This window comes from Pseudomonas mucidolens, from assembly GCF_900106045.1.
Taxonomy (GTDB): domain Bacteria; phylum Pseudomonadota; class Gammaproteobacteria; order Pseudomonadales; family Pseudomonadaceae; genus Aquipseudomonas; species Aquipseudomonas mucidolens.
This window is the reverse complement of the sequence record NZ_LT629802.1, coordinates 17,231-36,287: the sequence shown is the minus strand read 5'-3', so window position 1 is coordinate 36,287 and position 19,057 is coordinate 17,231. Positions and strand designations below refer to the sequence as shown.

Sequence of the window (19,057 nt, the reverse complement as noted above, 5' to 3'; positions counted from 1 at the left end):
CAGCCAATAAAAAGAAAGTGCGTTGCCGCCCCCTTCGTAGCCCCAATGCCTTCATCGCCCCCAACATTCTTGACGGGTTACGCCAGGCTCCGCACCCGGATTGGTTCGCGCTCCGCTACTGCTCAAGCTGAAATCACCACATCGGTCACCCGCCATTGCGCTGCTGAGCGGCGTAGCGATCAAGCTGAAGTCCTGCGCATTCAACATCACCGTGATTCTATAGCGATCGTTACCAGCGCTGACGCCCGTTGCATCAATAAAAGAGCCATTTCTCAGATAGTGCCGCTCCAGGCGCTGTGCTTGTTCGGTGAGTAACCCGACGATTTCCGTGCGATACACCTTTTTCATATGGGCGATGTAGCCGGGATAGGCCACTCCAGACAAGATGGTGATGATCGCCAGTGCAATCAATAACTCGATCAGGCTAAATCCGTTGCGGATACTGTTCATTGCGCAGCCCACCTAGTGAAGTTGTCGCCACAAGATTCGTCGAAAGCGTTCCCCCCTCGCATCCCCGGGTAGTACCCGGGCATAAACCGTTTCCAGCACCGTGCGCGAGTGGCCGCTGATCCCTACGGCGGTGACCCGATACAGGGTCGCCGGGGTTTCTGGCGGCAAATGCGCCTGCCCCATTCCGCGTCCCAGGTTCTGAATGCCGTAGACCCCTTGCTTCATACCGACCCAACTGACCGCCGAGACCGGATCGACACCCGGAACACCGACCGAAATCGATTCGCGAGGCGGCGCACAGCTGACCTCTGTCAGACAGGGAGGCAGCTCAAACCCTGGCACCTGTATGGCGGATTCGCCAAATCGGAGTCCGCTTTCCGCGGCCTGAAAGGACAGGTTGCGGTGCCTGAGACTGCCTGCGAGTTTTTCCTGCACAGTGGCGCCTTGCATCGAAGACATGCCAATCAGCGTCAACAGCAGCAAAAGCACCAGGCTGATCAGCAAGACCATGCCTGTCTGCCCATCTGTCGTGCGCCAGCTACTCAAGGCGGTTACGCAGGGCGGCTACCACGCCATATGTCTGGTCCCGGACATGGCCGCCTGGGTCCTCGAGGGTCAGCACCACTCGAACGCTACGGATCAGAGACGGGTCATCGGGCTGGCTATCGTATCGAGCCACGACACCGGACTCCGGCGCGGCTGCGACCCCGAAACTGAGTTCAAATGCGCGCACGTTATCCACCAGAACAACTTTGGCTGGAGACGCGGGAGTACTGAGCTTTAATTGACCCGACTCAAAGGTGTAGGTCAGCTTACGAATGGGAAAACTGATCTGCCCTGCTTCCGGCTTGAGCGATCCTGCATAAGCGCGGGCACTTTCGACGCAATTGGACAGCACCGTCCAGTCAGGCTTACTGCCCTGGACGCTAACATCAGCGGTGACCAGCGTCAGGCTGGTTGAGTCGCCCTCAGCGAACCAGCCGACGGGCCGGGAGAATTCCATCGGCGCATCGCTGATGGATGGGAGCGCCATGCAACCGAACATGCCTGCCAGGCGAATTTCCCGGATCATCTTGCTCAGGACAAATCGCGCATCATCCTGCAGGACCGCCGATGCATGCTGGCTGGCATAAATACTGCGGGCTGCAAGTGACACCTGGATAGCCGCCAATATCACGAGCAGCCCCAAGGCCAGCGCCAATAGCAACTCAACCAGTCCAAAACCCGCATTCGCACGGTTCATTGCGCCGGCCTCGGGTCGACGGCAATACGACTGGCGAGCACGAAGGTTTCTCGGGCTTCACCGACGCTGGTCCCCCGGGCGTCATCCCAACTGATGCGGATGCTGACCTCTCGCTGATTGACGGCGATCGAGCCTTTGGCGGTTTTTCCCGCAAAACCGCTGACATTCGCTTCAAAGTCGCGCAAATCCACATCCCGCACACTCGCCGTCGACGCATGGGCGGGAGCAACGCCGTGATTCTCCCACGCGTAGTCCGCGCCTGCGTTGGCGCGAATCCGGTCGAGCATGTCATAGGCGATAAAGCTCGCCTGACTGATCATCCGGGAACTGTCGGTGTACTTGAGCGCATTCAGCTGGACCGCGGCCGCTCCCAGCAGACCGACGCCGAGGAGCACTACCGCAACCAACACTTCAATCAAACTCATACCTGCCTGCCCGGGGGCGACAGATGCAGCGCAAGAGGTTACCGGGTACGCATTCATTACCATCGCCATCCATGTCGAAGGTCATCAAATAAGCCGGAGTGATTCCGCTCACCCAAGACTAGCGTTGCTCATCCAGCCGCGCAGCCCCTCGGAATAACGCGAAATACTTTGGCCAGGAAGGCCATCATTCAACACGCCGACTTCGAGGCTATAACTGTGACTGTCATCTGGCCGCCCGTCTTTTTCAGGTTTGGCCAACACCAGGTGACAGAACGTCCATGGAGGGACGACGTATGAAGCAACGAGGTTTTACCTTGATCGAACTGCTGTTCGCTTTGGTATTGAGCGGTTTCCTGGCTCAGTTGGTGGTACCCGGTTTCAAGAACCTGCTGGAATCACAACGACAGCAAAGCGCCGCGCAAACACTGGCTGGCGGCCTGCGCTACGCGCGTACGGAGGCAATTGCACGCAATCGAAGCGTGATTATCCACGCGCTGGACGATGACTGGAGCCAGGGCTGGAAAGTGATAGTGGACTTGAACGGACGCGGCCACCTGGACGATGACAATCCGATATTGCTGGAGCGCCAGGACAGCGGACGCATACCGATTGTGGGCAATACCCCGGTGCGGACCCAGATTCGCTTCAGTGCCCTGGGTGAACCGCTATTATCGACAGGAGGTTTCAGGGCCGGCACCGTGCATATTTGTGCAACCGAGCAGCCGTTGAGCCTGTACCAGGTGGTGCTGGCGCCCAGCGGGCGTATCAGCCTGCGCAGTGACAAGACCGAGCAGGCACTATGCCGGGGTTATGTGGGTGGCCTGAACCTCAGAGCAGCGAACGAACCCGCAGCTCCTTGGGCATGGAAAAGGTGATGTTTTCCTCGCGCCCCGCCAGCTCATCGGCGCCCGTTGCACCCCATGCCTGCAATTGCTGGATCACACCACGCACCAGGACTTCCGGAGCCGAGGCCCCGGCGGTGATACCGATACGCTGGATGCCATCGAACCAACTGCGCTGCAAATCTTCGGCGCCATCGATCAAGTACGCCGGGGTGCCCATGCGCTCGGCCAGTTCCCGCAGACGGTTGGAGTTGGAACTGTTGGGACTGCCCACCACCAGCACTACGTCGCACTCATCGGCGAGTTGTTTGACGGCATCCTGGCGATTTTGTGTGGCGTAGCAAATATCGTCCTTGCGCGGCCCGCCAATGGCAGGGAAACGCGAACGCAGGGCATCGATGACGCGGCTGGTGTCATCCATGGACAACGTGGTTTGCGTCACAAACGCCAACCTTTCAGGGTTTTCCACTTGCAACGCGGCGACGTCTTTTTCGTCCTCCACCAGATAAATCGCCCCACCATTGCCGGCATCGTACTGCCCCATGGTGCCTTCGACTTCCGGATGGCCGGCATGGCCGATCAGGATGCATTCACGGCCGTCGCGACTGTAGCGCGCCACCTCGATATGCACCTTGGTCACCAGCGGGCAGGTGGCGTCGAAGACTTTGAGGCCACGGCCTGCAGCCTCGGTACGCACAGCCTGGGAAACCCCGTGGGCACTGAAGATGACAATCACGTCATCCGGGACCTGATCCAGTTCTTCGACAAAGATCGCACCACGCGCGCGCAGGTCTTCGACCACGAATTTGTTGTGGACCACTTCATGACGCACATAGATGGGCGGTCCGAAGACTTCCAGGGCACGGTTGACGATTTCGATCGCCCGGTCCACGCCCGCGCAGAAGCCACGGGGGTTGGCGAGTTTGATTTGCATACTGTGCCTCGTGTCTTGCGCGCGAAAATTCAATGCGCCCCCGTTGCTGTAGGAGCGAGCTTGCTCACGAAAAACGTTAACGATAACGCGTTTATCCAGATTAAACGCGGGGTCCTCAGTTTTTTCGCGAGCAAGCTCGCTCCTACAGGGGGCAGGTCAATCAGATTGCTTTAACGTCGATGATTTCAACATCAAAGGTCAAGGTTTTACCGGCCAACGGATGATTGAAGTCGACGGTCACCTGAGCGTCATCAAACGTTTTGACCACGCCCGGCAACTCGGTATTCGCCGCATCATTGAAGATCACCAGCAGGCCTTCCGACAAGTCCATGTCCTGGAACTGCGAGCGCGGGATAATTTGTACGTTCTGCGGGTTGGGCTGGCCAAAAGCGTTTTCGGGCAGGATCTGCAGGGTGCGCTTGTCGCCGGCCTTGAAGCCGAACAAAGCTGCTTCAAACCCCGGCAGCAGGTTGCCGTCGCCGACCTTGAAGGTCGCCGGCGCCTTGTCGAACGTGCTGTCGACCGTGTCGCCATTCTCCAGGCGCAATGCGAAATGCAAAGTAACTTCCGTGTTCTGACCGATGCGTTGCTCAGCCAATACCTGTTCAGTCATGAACGGTCTCTCCGGTTTTTTTGCTTTTGAACATATCCAGCGCCAGCATAATCGCACCGACAGTGATCGCACTGTCGGCAAAGTTGAACGCGGGGAAGTACCAACGGTTTTGCCAATGCACCAGGATGAAGTCGATCACATGGCCCAGGGCAATGCGGTCGTACAGGTTACCCAGCGCACCGCCGAGCACCAACGCCAGCGCAACCGCAAGCCAGGTGTCATCACGCCCCAGGCGCTTGAGCCACACCACCAGCACCGCACTGACGACAATGGCGATCAGGGCAAACAGCCAACGCTGCCAACCACCGCCATCAGCGAGGAAGCTGAAAGCGGCGCCAGTGTTATAGGCCAGGGTCCAGCTGAAGTAGTCGGGAATGACCACGATCTGCTGGAACATTTCCAGGCTGCCCTCGAAATGAACCTTGCTGACCTGGTCGATGACCAGCACCAGCAGGCTCAGCACGAGCCAGCCCAAACGCCCGAAACGACCGGCTGAATCAGTCCCGGATGGATTAGGCATAGTGACGGACCTCGCCGACGCCGCTGATGTTGTCGACGCAACGACCGCAGATTTCCGGGTACTCCGGGTTCACCCCGACGTCTTCACGGCAGTGCCAGCAACGGGCGCACTTGGCGAAGGCCGACTTGACCACTTTGAGCTTGAGACCAGGCACCTCGGTCGCCACCGCATCGGCCGGGGCCTGGGCGAATGGCGCCAGGCTGGCGGTCGAGGTGATCAGCACGAAGCGCAGTTCGTTGCTCAGCTTGCCCAGGTCAGCGGTCAGGCCGTCCTCGGCGAACAGCGTGACTTCGGCCTGCAGGTTGCCGCCCACGGCCTTGGCCGCACGCTGGACTTCCAGTTCCTTGTTCACCGCGACCTTGACGGCCATCACGCCTTGCCAATACTCGCGGCCCAGTTCGAAGTCGGCCGGCAATTCGCTCAGGTCTTCGTACCAGGTGTTGAGCATCACGGACTCGTTGCGTTCGCCCGGCAGGTACTCCCACAGCTCATCGGCGGTAAACGCCAGGATCGGCGCGATCCAGCGCACCAGCGCTTCGCAGATGTGATACAGCGCGGTCTGCGCCGAACGGCGAGCCTTGCTATTGGCACCGGTGGTGTACTGGCGGTCCTTGATGATGTCGAGGTAGAAACCACCCAACTCCTGCACGCAGAAATTGTGGATTTTCGAGTACACGTTCCAGAAGCGGTATTCGCCGTAATGCTCCTGCAACTCGCGTTGCAGCAACAAGGTACGGTCCACGGCCCAACGGTCCAGGGCGAGCATGTCCTCGGCCGGCAGGAGGTCGGTGGCCGGATTGAAGCCAGTCAGGTTCGACAGCATGAAACGTGCGGTATTGCGGATACGCCGGTAAGCATCGGCGCTACGCTGCAGGATCTGCTCCGATACTGCCATCTCACCCGAGTAGTCGGTGGAAGCCACCCACAGGCGCATAATATCGGCACCCAGGGTGTCGTTGACCTTCTGCGGGGCGATCACGTTGCCCAGGGACTTGGACATCTTGCGACCGTTCTCGTCGACGGTGAAACCGTGGGTCAGCAGCTCGCGGTACGGTGCGTGATCGTCGATCGCGCAACCGGTCAGCAAGGACGAATGGAACCAGCCACGGTGCTGGTCAGAGCCTTCCAGGTACAGGTCGGCGCGCGGGCCGCTCTCGTGGCCCATCGGGTGCGAACCGCGCAGGACGTGCCAGTGCGTGGTGCCCGAGTCGAACCAGACGTCGAGGGTGTCGCTGATCTTGTCGTATTGCGGTGCTTCATCGCCCAGCAGTTCGGCGGCGTCCAGCTTGAACCAGGCTTCGATGCCTTCCTGTTCAACGCGTTGGGCCACCAGTTCCATCAGTTCGACGGTACGTGGGTGCAGCTCGCCGCTTTCCTTGTTCAGGAAGAACGGGATCGGCACGCCCCAATTGCGCTGGCGGGAGATGCACCAGTCCGGACGATTGGCGATCATCGAGTGCAGGCGTGCCTGGCCCCAGGCCGGGACGAACTGGGTGTCTTCGATGGCTTTGATCGCGCGCTTGCGCAACGTCTCGCCGGCGACCGGTTCCTTGTCCATGCCGATGAACCACTGCGCCGTCGCGCGGTAGATCAGCGGGGTCTTGTGGCGCCAGCAATGCATGTAGCTGTGGCTGATGGTTTCGGTGTGCAGCAGCGCACCGACTTCCGACAGTTTTTCAACGATGGCCGGGTTGGCCTTGAAGATGAACTGGCCGCCGAAGAACTCCAGCGACGGCGAATAGACGCCATTGCTTTGCACGGGGTTGATGATGTCGTCGTTGACCAGGCCGTATTGCTTGCAGATCACAAAGTCGTCCACGCCATACGCGGGCGAGCAGTGAACCACGCCGGTACCGGCCCCCAGTTCGACGTAGTCAGCCAGGTAGATCGGCGACAGACGGTCATAGAACGGGTGACGGAAATTGATCAGCTCCAGCGCCGCACCCGTGGTCGTGGCAATCACCGCACCTTGCAGGTTGTAGCGGGTCAGGCAGGCCTCGACCAGTTCTTCGGCCAGCACCAGCAGGCGATCACCGACATCCACCAGGGCGTAGGTGAACTCGGGATGCACGTTCAACGCCTGGTTGGCGGGAATGGTCCACGGGGTGGTGGTCCAGATCACGATGGCGGCAGGCTTGGACAGGCTCGCCAGGCCAAAGGCTTCGGCCAACTTGGCGTCGTCGGCAACCGGGAACGCCACATCGATGGTCGAGGACTTTTTGTCTTCGTACTCGACTTCCGCTTCAGCCAGCGCCGAACCGCAGTCAAAGCACCAGTTCACGGGCTTGAGGCCCTTGAACACGAAACCGCCCTTGACGATTTCGGCCAAGGCGCGGATTTCACCGGCCTCGTTCTTGAAGCTCATGGTCTTGTACGGGTTGTCCCACTCGCCCAACACGCCCAGGCGGATGAATTCGGACTTCTGCCCTTCGATCTGCTCGGTGGCGTAGGCACGGCACAGCTCGCGGGTTTTATCCGCGCCCAGGTTCTTGCCGTGGGTCACTTCGACCTTGTGTTCGATCGGCAGGCCGTGACAGTCCCAACCAGGGACGTACGGCGCGTCGAAACCCGCAAGGGTCTTAGAGCGCAGGATCATGTCCTTGAGAATCTTGTTCAGCGCATGACCGATGTGAATCGTGCCGTTGGCATAAGGAGGGCCGTCGTGCAGGACGAACTTCGGACGATCCTTGCCAATTTCGCGCAACTTTCCGTACAGGCCAATACTGTCCCAGCGCTGCAGGATCTGCGGTTCGCGCTGTGGCAGGCCGGCCTTCATTGGGAAGGCGGTGTCCGGAAGGTTTAGCGTGGCTTTATAGTCGGTCATTTAAGGCTCTTCGGTTAGCGATGGGCGCTAGGTGCGGCTAGTGCACGGGCGGCGGCGACATCCGCATTGATCGCCGTTTTCAGCGCCTCCAGGGAGGCGAAACGCTGCTCTTCACGCAGCTTTTGGTGGAAAACCACCGTCAAGCGCCGGTCATACAAATCCCCGGCAAAATCCAAAAGGTGAACTTCCAGGTGGGCCTTGCCATCACCTGCAACCGTAGGCCTGACGCCTATGTTGGCGACTCCCGGCCACGATTGGCCGTCGATGTCGACACTCACCAGATACACCCCGGTCAGCGGCACACGACGGCGCTTGAGTTGCACGTTGGCGGTTGGCGTGCCCAGTTGGCGCGCCAGCTTCTGACCGTGCAAGACCCGTCCGGCAATCCGGAACGGGCGACCGAGCAAGCGCTCGGCCAAATCGAAGTCGGCAGCAGCCAGGGCATTTCGCACCTGGGTACTGCTCACGCGCAGGCCGTCCAGTTCGACGGTTTGCGCGGCTTCGACGGTAAAACCCTGGGCAATGCCGGCATGCTGCAGGAAATCGAAATCCCCGACCCGGTCGCAACCAAAGCGGAAATCGTCACCGACCTCCAGATGCTGCACCCCCAAACCATCAACGAGGATACGGTCAACGAACTCGGTGGCGCTGAGGCTGCGCAAACGCTGGTTGAAGGCCAGGCACAGAACGCGGTCCACGCCCTCCTCGGCCAGCAGTTGCAACTTGTCCCGCAGGCGCGCCAAACGCGCCGGCGCCGTCTCGGGGGTGAAAAATTCGCGGGGCTGTGGTTCAAAAATCACCACGCAGCTGGGCACGCCCAACTCGACCGCGCGCTCGCGCAGCCGGGCCAGGATAGCCTGGTGGCCACGGTGAACACCGTCAAAGTTGCCAATAGTGGCGACGCAGCCCCGATGCTCGGGGCGCAGGTTGTGAAGACCTCGAACCAGCTGCATAACGCGCTTCTTGCTCATAAAGTGGTCGATTATAACCACACCCGGCTCCGGACGACAGGCAACAGCGCAGGGCAAATGGGTTGAATCGAGAAAACAGACGGCTAATTGCCGCCTATCATCAATTCAGCGCCTTGCGATTGAAGTCCCGCAGGCGGAACCCCATCAAGAACAGCATGCCAAAGTACGCCACGACACCCGCCACCACCAACAGCCCCAAACGCGAGAAACGCTCCAGCATGTGGCCTTGGTCCCAGGCGGGCATCAGTTGCATCAGCCCCAGCAATACCGCCGACATCACCGCCACGGCCACCAGCAACTTAAGGGCAAACATCCCCCATCCAGGCTGCGGCTGAAACATTTGCTGTTTGCGCAACTGATAAAACAGCAGGCCGGCGTTGATACACGCGCCGACACTAATGGCCAGGGCCAGGCCGGCATGCGCCAGCGGCCCGATGAAGATCAGGTTGAACACCTGCGTGACCACCAGGGTGAAGATCGCAATTTTTACCGGAGTCCGAATGTTTTGCTGGGCGTAGAAGCCCGGCGCCAGGACCTTGATCACGATAATCCCCAGCAGCCCCACTGAATAGGCGATCAACGCACGCTGGGTCATTGAGGCGTCGAACGCGCTGAACTGACCGTACTGGAACAAGGATACCGTCAGCGGCTCGGCCAGAATCCCCAAGGCCAGGGAGCACGGCAGCACCAGCACAAAGCACAGGCGCAGGCCCCAGTCGAGAATCCGCGAATATTCATGACGGTTCTTGTTGGAGTAAGTCCGCGCCAAGGTCGGCAGCAAGATAGTGCCCAAAGCCACACCCAGCACGCCGGATGGCAACTCCATCAGGCGGTCGGCGTAATACATCCACGACACCGAGCCCGAAACCAGCAATGAGGCAAAGGCTGTGTTGATGATCAACGAGATCTGGCTGACCGAAACCCCGAGAATCGCCGGCAACATATTTTTCATCACGCGCCAGACCCCGGTGTCCTTGAGGTTCAGGCGCGGCAACACCAACATGCCGATCTTCTTCAGGTGCGGCAGTTGGTACAGCAGTTGCGCCAGGCCACCCGCCAGAACAGCCCAACCCAACGCCATGACCGGTGGATCGAAATACGGCGTCAGGAACAAGGCAAAGATGATCATGCTGACGTTGAGCAAGGTCGGCACGAACGCGGGCACCGAGAAACGATTCCAGGTATTGAGGATCGCCCCCGCCAGCGACGACAGGGAAATCAGCAATATATAAGGAAAGGTCACCCGCAACAGATCAGTGGTCAGGGCAAATTTTTCCGGTGTATTGGCAAACCCTGGGGCCGTGGCCCAGATGATCCAGGGCGCGGCAAGCATGCCGGCGATGGTCACCAGCATCAGCACCAGGGTCAGCAGGCCCGACACATAGGCAATAAAGGTGCGGGTCGCCTCCTCGCCTTGCTGGGTCTTGTATTCCGCGAGGATCGGCACGAACGCTTGGGAAAAAGCGCCCTCGGCGAAGATCCGCCGCAGCAGATTGGGCAGCTTGAAGGCAATAAAGAAAGCATCCGTGGCCATGCTCGCGCCAAAAATACGCGCGATTAGGGTGTCACGCACAAACCCCAGAACCCGGGAAATCATCGTGATAGAGCTGACGGCGGCCAACGACTTGAGCAGATTCATTGAAAGAGTTTTTGCCTATAGATAAAGAGAGGCGAACAAAGCGCCTACATATGCGATACTACGCGCCTGCAAAACAGCACAGAGCCAAAGCTCGCGAGTTTACAGGTCAAGCGCCGGAAATAAATCACCCGCCTCTTCAGATCGACCACTCAGCAGTTCGCATCAGCCGCCCTTGACAAGACTTCAACTCATCGGCATGATTCGCGGCCTATTTTGTTTGCTATTTCCTAAAAAGTCTTTCGAGGAGCTCGACGGTGGCCAACACACCTTCCGCCAAAAAACGTGCAAAACAGGCTGAGAAGCGTCGCAGCCACAACGCCAGCCTGCGTTCCATGGTTCGTACCTACATCAAGAATGTAGTTAAAGCCATTGACGCAAAAGACGCTGAAAAAGCTCAAGCTGCTTACGTTCTGGCCGTGCCAGTTATCGACCGTATGGCCGATAAAGGCATCATCCACAAGAACAAGGCTGCTCGCCATAAAGGTCGCCTGAATGGCCACATCAAGGCTCTGAACCTTGCTGCTGCAGCCTAAGCGATAAGCGTGTTAAAAAACCGACCCCAGGGTCGGTTTTTTATTGCCTGCGATTTGCCCAGCCCGTCGTAGGAGCGAGCTTGCTCGCGAAAAACTCAAGGGCGCCGCGCTTAACCAAAATGCGCGCGTTATCGTTGACGCTTTTCGCGAGCAAGCTCGCTCCTACAGTACTTATTGCGCAGTCGGCCACGGCAGGATCGGGATTGCCGTCACCGCATTCTGCGGACTGCCTTCGATCAGGCGATCGCTGTAGACCAGATACACCAGGGTATTGCGCTTCTTATCAAGGAAACGCACCACCTGCATGGTCTTGAACACCAGCGACGTGCGCTCCTTGAACACCTCGTCGCCATCCTTCAATTCACCCTTGAAGCGAATCGGCCCCACCTGACGGCAGGCAATCGACGCCTCGGCGCGATCCTCCGCCAAGCCCAGACCGCCCTTCACCCCGCCGGTCTTGGCACGCGACAAATAGCAGGTCACGCCGTCGACCTTGGGATCATCAAACGCCTCGACTACGATCCGGTCATTCGGCCCGACGAACTTGAACACGGTAGACACCTGACCCACCTCTTCGGCCGAGGCCAACAACGGCATTGCCAGCAGCAACCCGAACAATCCCTTCATTACGCGCATCAAGTCGTCCTTCCCCTTACACCAAAATCAGATTGTCGCGATGAACCAGTTCCGGCTCCGCCATATAACCCAACAGACCGACAATCGACTCAGACGACTGCCCAATGATTTTCTGCGCCTCAAGCGCACTGTAGTTAGCCAGGCCACGGGCGATCTCACGACCGTCCGGCGCCACGCACACCACCATCTCACCACGCCGGAAACTGCCCTGGACCAATTTGACACCCACCGGCAGCAGGCTTTTGTTGCCCTGGGACAGCGCCGCGACAGCACCCGCATCCAGCACCAAGGTGCCACGGGTTTGCAGATGCCCGGCCAGCCATTGCTTGCGCGCCGCCAGCATCCCGCGCTCCGGGGACAGCAGCGTGCCGATGCGCTCACCCGCCTTGAGGCGATCCAGCACACGCTCCAGGCGCCCGCCGACGATGATGGTGTGGGCACCGGAACGCGCAGCCAGGCGCGCCGCACGCAGCTTGGTCTGCATGCCTCCTCGCCCCAGGGCACCACCGACACTGCCCGCCACCGCATCGAGCGTCGGATCATCGGCGCGCGCTTCGTAAATCAACTGGGCATCGGGGTTATTGCGCGGATCGGCATCGAACATGCCGTCGCGATCCGTAAGGATCACCAGCAAATCGGCCTCCACCAGGTTGGCCACCAGCGCCGCCAGGGTGTCGTTATCGCCGAAACGGATTTCGTCGGTCACCACCGTGTCGTTCTCGTTGATCACCGGGATCACCTTGAGGTCGACCAGTGCGCGCAGGGTGCTGCGGGCATTGAGATAGCGCTTGCGGTCGGACAGGTCATCATGAGTCAGCAGAATCTGCGCTGTATGCCGACCATGTTCGGCAAAACTGGACTCCCAAGCCTGTACCAGGCCCATCTGGCCAATCGCAGCCGCCGCCTGCAGCTCGTGCATCGCGCTGGGTCGCGCGGTCCAGCCGAGGCGGCTCATCCCGGCGGCAACCGCCCCGGACGACACCAGCACCAGCTCGACACCCGCCTCATGCAAAGCCACCATCTGCTCCACCCAGACGCTCATGGCCGCTCGATCCAGCCCCTTGCCATCCGCCGTCAGCAGCGCACTGCCGATCTTCACGACCCAGCGTTGCGCACCCGTCACCTTGCTCCGCATCATCTTCAACCTTAGATTGAGGCCAGCGCGACCCAGCGCTGTCCATAACGTTATTCGTGACTACCGATTTCCAGATACCAAAACGCCGCTCGATTGAGCGGCGCTTAAGTTTACTGCAACGAATCAGTCGCGCACGTAAATGATTTCCGGACCGTCTTCATCATCCACATCATCTTCGTCCCAGTCGTCGTCGCCAATATCATGGACCGACTTCACGCCGCTGCGGCGCAGGGCACGCTGGTCATCCAGAGCCTGCAACTGAGCACGCGCCTCGTCTTCGATGCGCTGATCGAGTTCGGCGAGCTCGGCCTTGAACACCGGATCGGCGGCCAAACGGTCGGCACGGTCTTCCAGATAACGCATGATGTCGCGGGTCAGGCGCTCGGTACCTTCCTTGGCGATCGCCGAGATCACGTAGACCGGCCCCGTCCACTCCAGGCGATCAACGATTTCCTTGACCCGCTCTTCGTGCTCTTCTTCAAGAATCTGATCGCACTTGTTCAGCACCAGCCAGCGATCACGCTCAGCCAGGGACGGACTGAACTTGGTCAGCTCGCTGACGATCACTTCGGCGGCATCCGCAGCGCTGGTGTCATCCAGCGGCGCCATGTCGACGAGGTGCAGCAACAAGCGCGTACGGGACAAGTGCTTGAGGAAGCGAATCCCCAGGCCGGCACCGTCGGAAGCCCCTTCGATCAGGCCCGGGATATCGGCCACAACAAAGCTCTTCCAGCGATCGACACTGACCACGCCCAGGTTCGGCACCAGCGTCGTGAACGGATAGTCGGCCACTTTTGGCTTGGCCGCCGATACCGAGCGGATGAAGGTACTTTTGCCAGCATTCGGCAAACCCAGCAGACCGACATCCGCCAGCACTTTCATTTCCAGCTTGAGGTCACGCTGCTCGCCCGGCTTACCAGGGGTAGTCTGGCGCGGCGCACGGTTGGTACTGGACTTGAATCGGGTGTTACCCAGACCGTGCCAGCCACCTTGCACCACCATCAGCTTTTGGCCGGCCTTGGTCAGGTCGCCAATGACTTCCTGGGTCGCAGAATCGATGATCGTGGTGCCGACCGGTACACGCAATACCAGATCTTCACCCTTTTTACCGGTGCAGTCGGTGCTGCCACCATTGGAGCCACGCTCAGCATCGAAGTGCCGGGTGTAACGATAGTCGACCAGGGTGTTGAGGTTTTCGTCGGCCATCATGTAGATGGAACCGCCATCACCGCCATCACCGCCGTTTGGACCACCGTTTTCGATGAACTTCTCGCGACGGAAACTCATGCAACCGTTACCGCCGTCGCCAGCTTTTACTCGGATCGAAACTTCATCAACGAACTTCATAACAAAACGCCTCTCGCCGCACGGACGAGCTTAAAAAACCAAGACATAAGACTCTTGCAAAAATGAGCGCAGCGACCTCAAGCAACGACCGCAAATCCCGCTGCCTTCGCCCATCACAAACAGCTTTGCAAGAGACTCACCCCACAAACGAAAAAGCCCCGTCGCAAGACAGGGCTTTTCCAGCGATCTCGCAATTAAGCTGCGACAACGCTCACGTAACGGCGGTTGAACGCGCCCTTTACTTCAAACTTGATCACGCCTTCGATTTTCGCGAAGAGGGTGTGATCCTTACCCATGCCAACACCGTAACCGGCGTGGAATTGGGTGCCGCGCTGACGCACGATGATGTTGCCCGGAATGATTTTCTGGCCGCCATACATCTTCACGCCAAGGCGTTTGGCTTCTGAGTCGCGACCGTTACGGGTACTACCACCAGCTTTTTTGTGTGCCATGAGTCAATTCTCCTAGTGAGGAATTAGGCTGAAATTAAGCCTGAATACCGGTGATTTTGATCTCGGTGTACCACTGGCGGTGGCCCATACGCTTCATGTGGTGCTTACGACGACGGAACTTGATGATGCGGACTTTATCGTGACGACCTTGGGAGATCACTTCAGCCACAACGGTAGCGCCAGCAACAACTGGAGCGCCGATGTTCACGTCATCGCCATTGGCGACCAACAGAACGCGATCAAAAGTAACGGATTCGCCAGTAGCGATTTCCAGTTTTTCGATCTTCAGGTATTCACCTGGGGCGACCTTGTATTGCTTGCCACCAGTAACGATTACTGCGTACGACATGGTATTTCTCCGATAATCCTGCTCACCCAGCGCTTTATAAGAAGAGGTATTGGCTGGCATGGCTGCATGGGATGGACGTCCCGTATGCAATTGCGTAAGGCAGGTGCTGCCCAGGAAGTTCAGGGTGCGCGATTGTACGCAAGCAATCGACGCCTTGCAAGTAGCCGTCTATCGCGCCTTGACACTCGCGGGCGCGGGTCCTAGCATGCCGCGCAACCCTTCTGGAGCGACTGTCGCTGATGCAACCCCAAGCTTTCTACCGCGCGGTGGCGGACGATTTTAGCGCCGTCGACGGCATCATCAAGAAGCAACTGACTTCTAAAGTGCCGCTGGTCTCCAAAATTGGCGACTATATTACCTCGGCTGGCGGTAAACGCCTGCGTCCTTTATTAGTGTTGTTGTGCGGCAAGGCCCTGGGCCGCGAAGGCGACGACCTGCGCCTGCTGGCCGCCACTATCGAGTTCCTGCATACCGCGACTCTCTTGCATGACGACGTGGTCGACATGTCCGGCATGCGCCGTGGCCGCGAGACCGCCAACGCCATGTGGGGCAACGCACCCAGCGTGCTGGTGGGCGATTTCCTGTACTCGCGCTCGTTCGAAATGATGGTCGAACTGGGCTCGATGCCGGTGATGAAGATTCTTTCCCAGGCCACGCGCATCATCGCCGAAGGCGAAGTCTTGCAACTGTCCAAAGTGCGTGACGCCAGCACGACGGAAGAAACCTACATGGAAGTGATTCGCGGCAAGACCGCAATGCTCTTCGAAGCCTCGACCCACAGCGCCGCCGCCCTGTGCGGTGCGACCGCCGAGCAAGCCGAAGCCCTGCGCACCTTTGGTGACCACTTGGGCGTGGCCTTCCAATTGGTCGACGACCTGCTCGACTACCGCGGCGACGCTGAAACCCTGGGCAAGAACGTCGGTGACGACCTGGCCGAGGGCAAACCCACGCTGCCGTTGATCTACACCATGCGCGAAGGCACGCCGGAACAGGCGGCACTGGTGCGCAAGGCGATCCAGAAAGGTGGTATCGAAGACCTGGAAAGCATCCGCGCCGCCGTCGAGGCGTCGGGGTCGCTCGACTATACCGCGCAACTGGCCCGCGATTATGTGGCGCGCGCAATCCAGTGCCTGGAAGCCCTTCCAGCCAGCGAATACCGCGACGCGCTGGTCGAGCTGAGTGAGTTTGCAGTCGCACGTACTCACTGATTGCCCTTTGCACTGTAGGAGCGAGCTTGCTCGCGAAGAACTCAAAGACACCGTGCTGAATTTGGATGAGCGCGTTATCGTTAAGGTTCTTCGCGAGCAAGCTCGCTCCTACAGGTAAAAAACCCTATATAATGTGCGACTTTTACCCATCCTGAAACTCAAGGAGCCTTAGTGAGCACATTGCCACCCTGCCCGAAATGCAGTTCCGAATACACCTACGAAGATGGCGTCCAACTGATCTGCCCGGAATGCGCCCATGAGTGGTCCGCCAGCGGCGAACCCGAAGCGGCTAGCGATGAAGCCGTGAAGAAAGATTCGGTCGGCAACGTCCTGCAGGACGGCGACACCATCACCGTGATCAAGGACCTCAAGGTCAAGGGCACCTCGCTGGTGGTCAAGGTCGGCACCAAGGTCAAGAATATCCGCCTGTGCGATGGCGACCACGATATCGACTGCAAGATCGATGGTATCGGCCCGATGAAACTCAAGTCCGAGTTCGTCCGCAAAGTCTGATTGTGCTGCCACCCTCTCGTGCCCTGCGCGAGAGGGCGCTTCACCCTCCCCGCGACAAACCCTCTTCAGTAGCAAAAGCCGTCCTTTTTGACAGCGCACACTGCCTACACAGAAAAACCAGTAATTCACCAATAGGGACTTGCTATTCTACGAATAAGAATTATTCTCATTGAATCCCTCAAGGAGATGTGACCATGACTTATTTGATAGATGCCTGGCTGGACCGTCCACACCCCTACCTGCGGATACTCCATCGGGAGACCGGGGAAGTCTGTGCGGTGCTCGAAGAAGAAGCGTTGAATGAACTGCAGGCTCAGGGCGACCTGGACGTCAATGGGCTGAGTTCCAGTGAACCGGGTGTGTTGAAGGAGGTGGTGCGCAATCTGTTTCTGTTCTGCTATGCCCGAGCATTGCGCCCGGTGACGGAACTCAATGGCAAGTTTCATCCATGAGCGACCCTGAAAGCCCCTGTAGGAGCGAGTTTACTCGCGAAGAACGTCAACGATAACGCGCCCATTCTGGATGAACGTATCGCACTCCGCTCTTTCGCGGGCAAGCCCGACTCCTACATAAGGCTAGGGCAACAAGCAGCAGGTCTTACAGAACGTCGAGCAGCTCGACGTCGAATACCAGAACGCTGTGCGGCGGGATGCTGCCAACGCCTTGAGCGCCGTAAGCCAGTTCGCTCGGCACGTACAGACGCCATTTGCTGCCGGCATTCATCAATTGCAGGGCTTCGGTCCAACCAGCAATCACACCACCGACCGGGAATTCCGCAGGTTGGCCACGCTCGTAGGAGCTGTCGAAGACAGTCCCATCGATCAATGTACCGTGGTAGTGAGTGCGCACCTGGTCTTCACGGGTCGGCTTGGCACCGTCACCCGCCGTCAGCACTTCGAATTGCAGGCCGGAAGCCAGGGTAGTGATGCCTTCACGCTTGGCGTTGTCAGCCAGGAAAGCCAGGCCAGCGCCTGCGGCAGCTTCAGCCTTGGCAGCGGCTTCGGCTTGCATGATGTCGCGGATCACCTTGAAGCTGGCCGCCATTTGCTCTTGATCCACACGGCTTGGCTCGCCGGCGAAGGCGTCGGTCAGGCCGGCCAGGATTGCGTCCAGGCTCACGCCCGGTGGCGGGTTGTCGCGCAATTGGTCACCCAACTGGCGGCCAATGCCGTAGCTGACACGGGTTTCGTCGGTGGACAGATTGACTTCGGACATTAAAGGGCTCCGCTGTAGGACAACTGCAAAACCTGCAAAACCGCAGGGTTCTGCGCGTCATCCAAACTAAAAGGGCGAGCAGACTAGCACACTCGCCCCACGCTTGATGAGCCCAAGACACAGCGCCAGGAAGCGCCCGGCACTGATCAGTGTTTGGTCACTTTATCCAGATAACCCATGGCAAACGCCGAAATCACGAACGTCATGTGAATGATCACGTACCACATCAGGTGCTGAGGATCGACGTTCTTGGCATCCATGAAGATCCGCAGCAGGTGGATGGAAGAAATCGCCACGATGGAGGCCGCCACTTTCATCTTCAGCGACGAAGAGTCCATGGTGCCCAACCAATTGAGCTTCTCCTTGTTGTCATCGATATCCAGTTGCGAGACGAAGTTCTCGTAGCCGGAAATCATGACCATCACCAACAGACCGCCGACCAGGGCCATGTCGATCAACGACAGCAGCACTAGAATCAGCTCCGACTCGGCCATCGCGAAGACATTGGGCAGCAGGTGAATCACTTCCTGAAAGAACTTCAGCGCCAGCGCCAGCAGCCCGAGCGACAGGCCGAAATAGATCGGGGCCAGCAGCCAGCGCGAAGCGTACATTGCATTTTCGATAAAACGTTCCATTGAATCTCACACAGCGTGGCTAGAAATGCTGGCGAGTATATCAGTCGCGCACAGTGCCCAGAACCACCCGAAAAACCGACCTGCAACACTTTTATGGCCCGCGCACCGCGCTGAACACCGTGCAGTAAAGGTTCGAGGTAAAGCTGAACAAGCTTGAGACAAAATAGCCGGCTCAGGAGTGAATATCGCTCAGCGCCCTCGCCCGTCCGCCATTGAGCTGTCGCAGGTGCGCCTGCAGATGCAAACACCATATCTGTGGGTCATCCGCCAGCACGTAGCCATGCAACAGCAGGCTCTGCACCACGGATTCAAGGATATGTTCAGCCACGAACGGCCCATGAAATGGACCTTGGGACTTGATGGTCGAGGGTTGCTCGCCGCTCATGCCGGCGGCAAACAACAAGGCCCACATGCCGGCATCCCCCGCAAGGGGACGAATGGAGCATTCAATTCGGGTGACCAGGCCCAGGCACTGGCGAGTGAGGCAAAGGTTGCGCGGCATGGCGGCGACCCTCGGCAGATCGGCATTCAGCCTCTCGAAGGACGAGGCTGTTTCTATCCAGCGACTCTTGT

General features: G+C 58.9%; 23 protein-coding genes. 5 read left to right on the top strand and 18 right to left on the bottom strand.

Going from position 1 to position 19,057, the window contains the following annotated elements; genetic code table 11:
* Positions 1 to 51 precede the first annotated feature (51 nt).
* Genes BLU75_RS00180 through pilV form a run of 4 tightly spaced genes read right to left on the bottom strand, consistent with a single transcriptional unit; the run spans position 52 to position 2,175 of the window.
* A complete protein-coding gene (locus tag BLU75_RS00180) occupies positions 52 to 450 on the bottom strand; it encodes a type IV pilin protein (RefSeq protein WP_084376389.1) in 399 nt (132 codons plus the stop codon).
* A 12-nt stretch (positions 451 to 462) separates the two neighbouring features.
* Positions 463 to 960: a pilus assembly PilX family protein gene (locus BLU75_RS00175; RefSeq protein WP_084376390.1), complete on the bottom strand. Its 498-nt coding sequence runs from the start codon at positions 958 to 960 to the stop codon at positions 463 to 465.
* 28 nt (positions 961 to 988) lie between these two features.
* Positions 989 to 1,693, bottom strand: a complete 705-nt coding sequence (locus tag BLU75_RS00170) for a prepilin-type N-terminal cleavage/methylation domain-containing protein (protein ID WP_084376391.1) — start codon at positions 1,691 to 1,693, stop codon at positions 989 to 991.
* Positions 1,690 to 2,175 (bottom strand): type IV pilus modification protein PilV, encoded by a 486-nt coding sequence (gene pilV, locus BLU75_RS00165; protein ID WP_084376392.1) that lies wholly within the window; start codon positions 2,173 to 2,175, stop codon positions 1,690 to 1,692. Before pilV ends, BLU75_RS00170 begins: the two co-directional genes overlap by 4 nt.
* A gap of 236 nt (positions 2,176 to 2,411) precedes the next feature.
* Here pilV and BLU75_RS00160 point away from each other — a divergent pair, with 236 nt between their 5' ends.
* The gene (locus tag BLU75_RS00160) at positions 2,412 to 2,993 is read left to right on the top strand and encodes a GspH/FimT family pseudopilin (RefSeq protein WP_084376393.1); all 582 of its coding nucleotides are present in this window, start codon (positions 2,412 to 2,414) and stop codon (positions 2,991 to 2,993) included.
* Here the strand turns inward: BLU75_RS00160 and ispH are convergent.
* From ispH to murJ, 6 genes are all read right to left on the bottom strand, one after another.
* The gene (gene ispH / locus BLU75_RS00155; RefSeq protein ID WP_084376394.1) at positions 2,947 to 3,894 is read right to left on the bottom strand and encodes a 4-hydroxy-3-methylbut-2-enyl diphosphate reductase; all 948 of its coding nucleotides are present in this window, start codon (positions 3,892 to 3,894) and stop codon (positions 2,947 to 2,949) included. The genes BLU75_RS00160 and ispH overlap by 47 nt on opposite strands.
* A 160-nt stretch (positions 3,895 to 4,054) precedes the next feature.
* Positions 4,055 to 4,492, bottom strand: a complete 438-nt coding sequence (fkpB, locus tag BLU75_RS00150; protein ID WP_172832089.1) for an FKBP-type peptidyl-prolyl cis-trans isomerase — start codon at positions 4,490 to 4,492, stop codon at positions 4,055 to 4,057.
* Between the two features lie 7 nt (positions 4,493 to 4,499).
* Entirely contained in the window at positions 4,500 to 5,027 is a 528-nt protein-coding gene (gene lspA / locus BLU75_RS00145) for a signal peptidase II (RefSeq protein ID WP_084376396.1), read from the bottom strand.
* Positions 5,020 to 7,851, bottom strand: coding sequence for an isoleucine--tRNA ligase (gene ileS, locus BLU75_RS00140; RefSeq protein WP_084376397.1), 2,832 nt, complete (start codon positions 7,849 to 7,851; stop codon positions 5,020 to 5,022). Before ileS ends, lspA begins: the two co-directional genes overlap by 8 nt.
* A 14-nt stretch (positions 7,852 to 7,865) precedes the next feature.
* Entirely contained in the window at positions 7,866 to 8,804 is a 939-nt protein-coding gene (gene ribF, locus BLU75_RS00135) for a bifunctional riboflavin kinase/FAD synthetase (protein ID WP_084376398.1), read from the bottom strand.
* A gap of 118 nt (positions 8,805 to 8,922) precedes the next feature.
* Positions 8,923 to 10,461, bottom strand: coding sequence for a murein biosynthesis integral membrane protein MurJ (gene murJ, locus BLU75_RS00130; protein WP_084376399.1), 1,539 nt, complete (start codon positions 10,459 to 10,461; stop codon positions 8,923 to 8,925).
* A gap of 254 nt (positions 10,462 to 10,715) precedes the next feature.
* Here murJ and rpsT point away from each other — a divergent pair, with 254 nt between their 5' ends.
* Positions 10,716 to 10,994 (top strand): 30S ribosomal protein S20, encoded by a 279-nt coding sequence (gene rpsT / locus BLU75_RS00120; protein WP_003215870.1) that lies wholly within the window; start codon positions 10,716 to 10,718, stop codon positions 10,992 to 10,994.
* A 171-nt stretch (positions 10,995 to 11,165) separates the two neighbouring features.
* Here the strand turns inward: rpsT and BLU75_RS00115 are convergent, their stop codons facing one another.
* The 5 genes from BLU75_RS00115 to rplU form a co-directional block, all read right to left on the bottom strand.
* On the bottom strand, positions 11,166 to 11,630 hold the full coding sequence (locus BLU75_RS00115) for a CreA family protein (protein WP_084376400.1): 465 nt from the start codon (positions 11,628 to 11,630) through the stop codon (positions 11,166 to 11,168).
* Between the two features lie 16 nt (positions 11,631 to 11,646).
* The gene (proB, locus tag BLU75_RS00110) at positions 11,647 to 12,765 is read right to left on the bottom strand and encodes a glutamate 5-kinase (protein ID WP_084376401.1); all 1,119 of its coding nucleotides are present in this window, start codon (positions 12,763 to 12,765) and stop codon (positions 11,647 to 11,649) included.
* A 123-nt stretch (positions 12,766 to 12,888) separates the two neighbouring features.
* Positions 12,889 to 14,112 carry an Obg family GTPase CgtA gene (cgtA, locus tag BLU75_RS00105; protein ID WP_084376402.1) on the bottom strand — a complete coding sequence of 408 codons (1,224 nt, stop codon included), beginning with the start codon at positions 14,110 to 14,112 and terminating at the stop codon, positions 12,889 to 12,891.
* A 194-nt stretch (positions 14,113 to 14,306) separates the two neighbouring features.
* Positions 14,307 to 14,564: a 50S ribosomal protein L27 gene (gene rpmA / locus BLU75_RS00100; RefSeq protein ID WP_003176049.1), complete on the bottom strand. Its 258-nt coding sequence runs from the start codon at positions 14,562 to 14,564 to the stop codon at positions 14,307 to 14,309.
* A 34-nt stretch (positions 14,565 to 14,598) separates the two neighbouring features.
* Entirely contained in the window at positions 14,599 to 14,913 is a 315-nt protein-coding gene (gene rplU / locus BLU75_RS00095) for a 50S ribosomal protein L21 (RefSeq protein WP_003176051.1), read from the bottom strand.
* Between the two features lie 239 nt (positions 14,914 to 15,152).
* On the opposite strand from rplU, the gene BLU75_RS00090 reads away from it, so the two are divergent.
* The 3 genes from BLU75_RS00090 (at position 15,153) to BLU75_RS00080 (ending at position 17,086) form a co-directional block, all read left to right on the top strand.
* Positions 15,153 to 16,121, top strand: coding sequence for a polyprenyl synthetase family protein (locus tag BLU75_RS00090; protein WP_084376403.1), 969 nt, complete (start codon positions 15,153 to 15,155; stop codon positions 16,119 to 16,121).
* A 171-nt stretch (positions 16,122 to 16,292) separates the two neighbouring features.
* On the top strand, positions 16,293 to 16,634 hold the full coding sequence (locus tag BLU75_RS00085) for a zinc ribbon domain-containing protein YjdM (RefSeq protein WP_084376404.1): 342 nt from the start codon (positions 16,293 to 16,295) through the stop codon (positions 16,632 to 16,634).
* 194 nt (positions 16,635 to 16,828) lie between these two features.
* Positions 16,829 to 17,086: a PA4570 family protein gene (locus tag BLU75_RS00080; protein WP_084376405.1), complete on the top strand. Its 258-nt coding sequence runs from the start codon at positions 16,829 to 16,831 to the stop codon at positions 17,084 to 17,086.
* 145 nt (positions 17,087 to 17,231) lie between these two features.
* On the opposite strand, the gene BLU75_RS00075 is transcribed toward BLU75_RS00080, so the two are convergent.
* From BLU75_RS00075 to BLU75_RS00065, 3 genes are all read right to left on the bottom strand, one after another.
* Positions 17,232 to 17,849, bottom strand: a complete 618-nt coding sequence (locus BLU75_RS00075) for an FKBP-type peptidyl-prolyl cis-trans isomerase (protein WP_084376406.1) — start codon at positions 17,847 to 17,849, stop codon at positions 17,232 to 17,234.
* A gap of 146 nt (positions 17,850 to 17,995) precedes the next feature.
* Positions 17,996 to 18,484, bottom strand: a complete 489-nt coding sequence (locus BLU75_RS00070) for a TIGR00645 family protein (RefSeq protein WP_029292073.1) — start codon at positions 18,482 to 18,484, stop codon at positions 17,996 to 17,998.
* A gap of 172 nt (positions 18,485 to 18,656) precedes the next feature.
* A complete protein-coding gene (locus tag BLU75_RS00065) occupies positions 18,657 to 18,986 on the bottom strand; it encodes a PA4575 family protein (RefSeq protein WP_084376407.1) in 330 nt (109 codons plus the stop codon).
* Between the last annotated feature and the right edge of the window lie 71 nt (positions 18,987 to 19,057).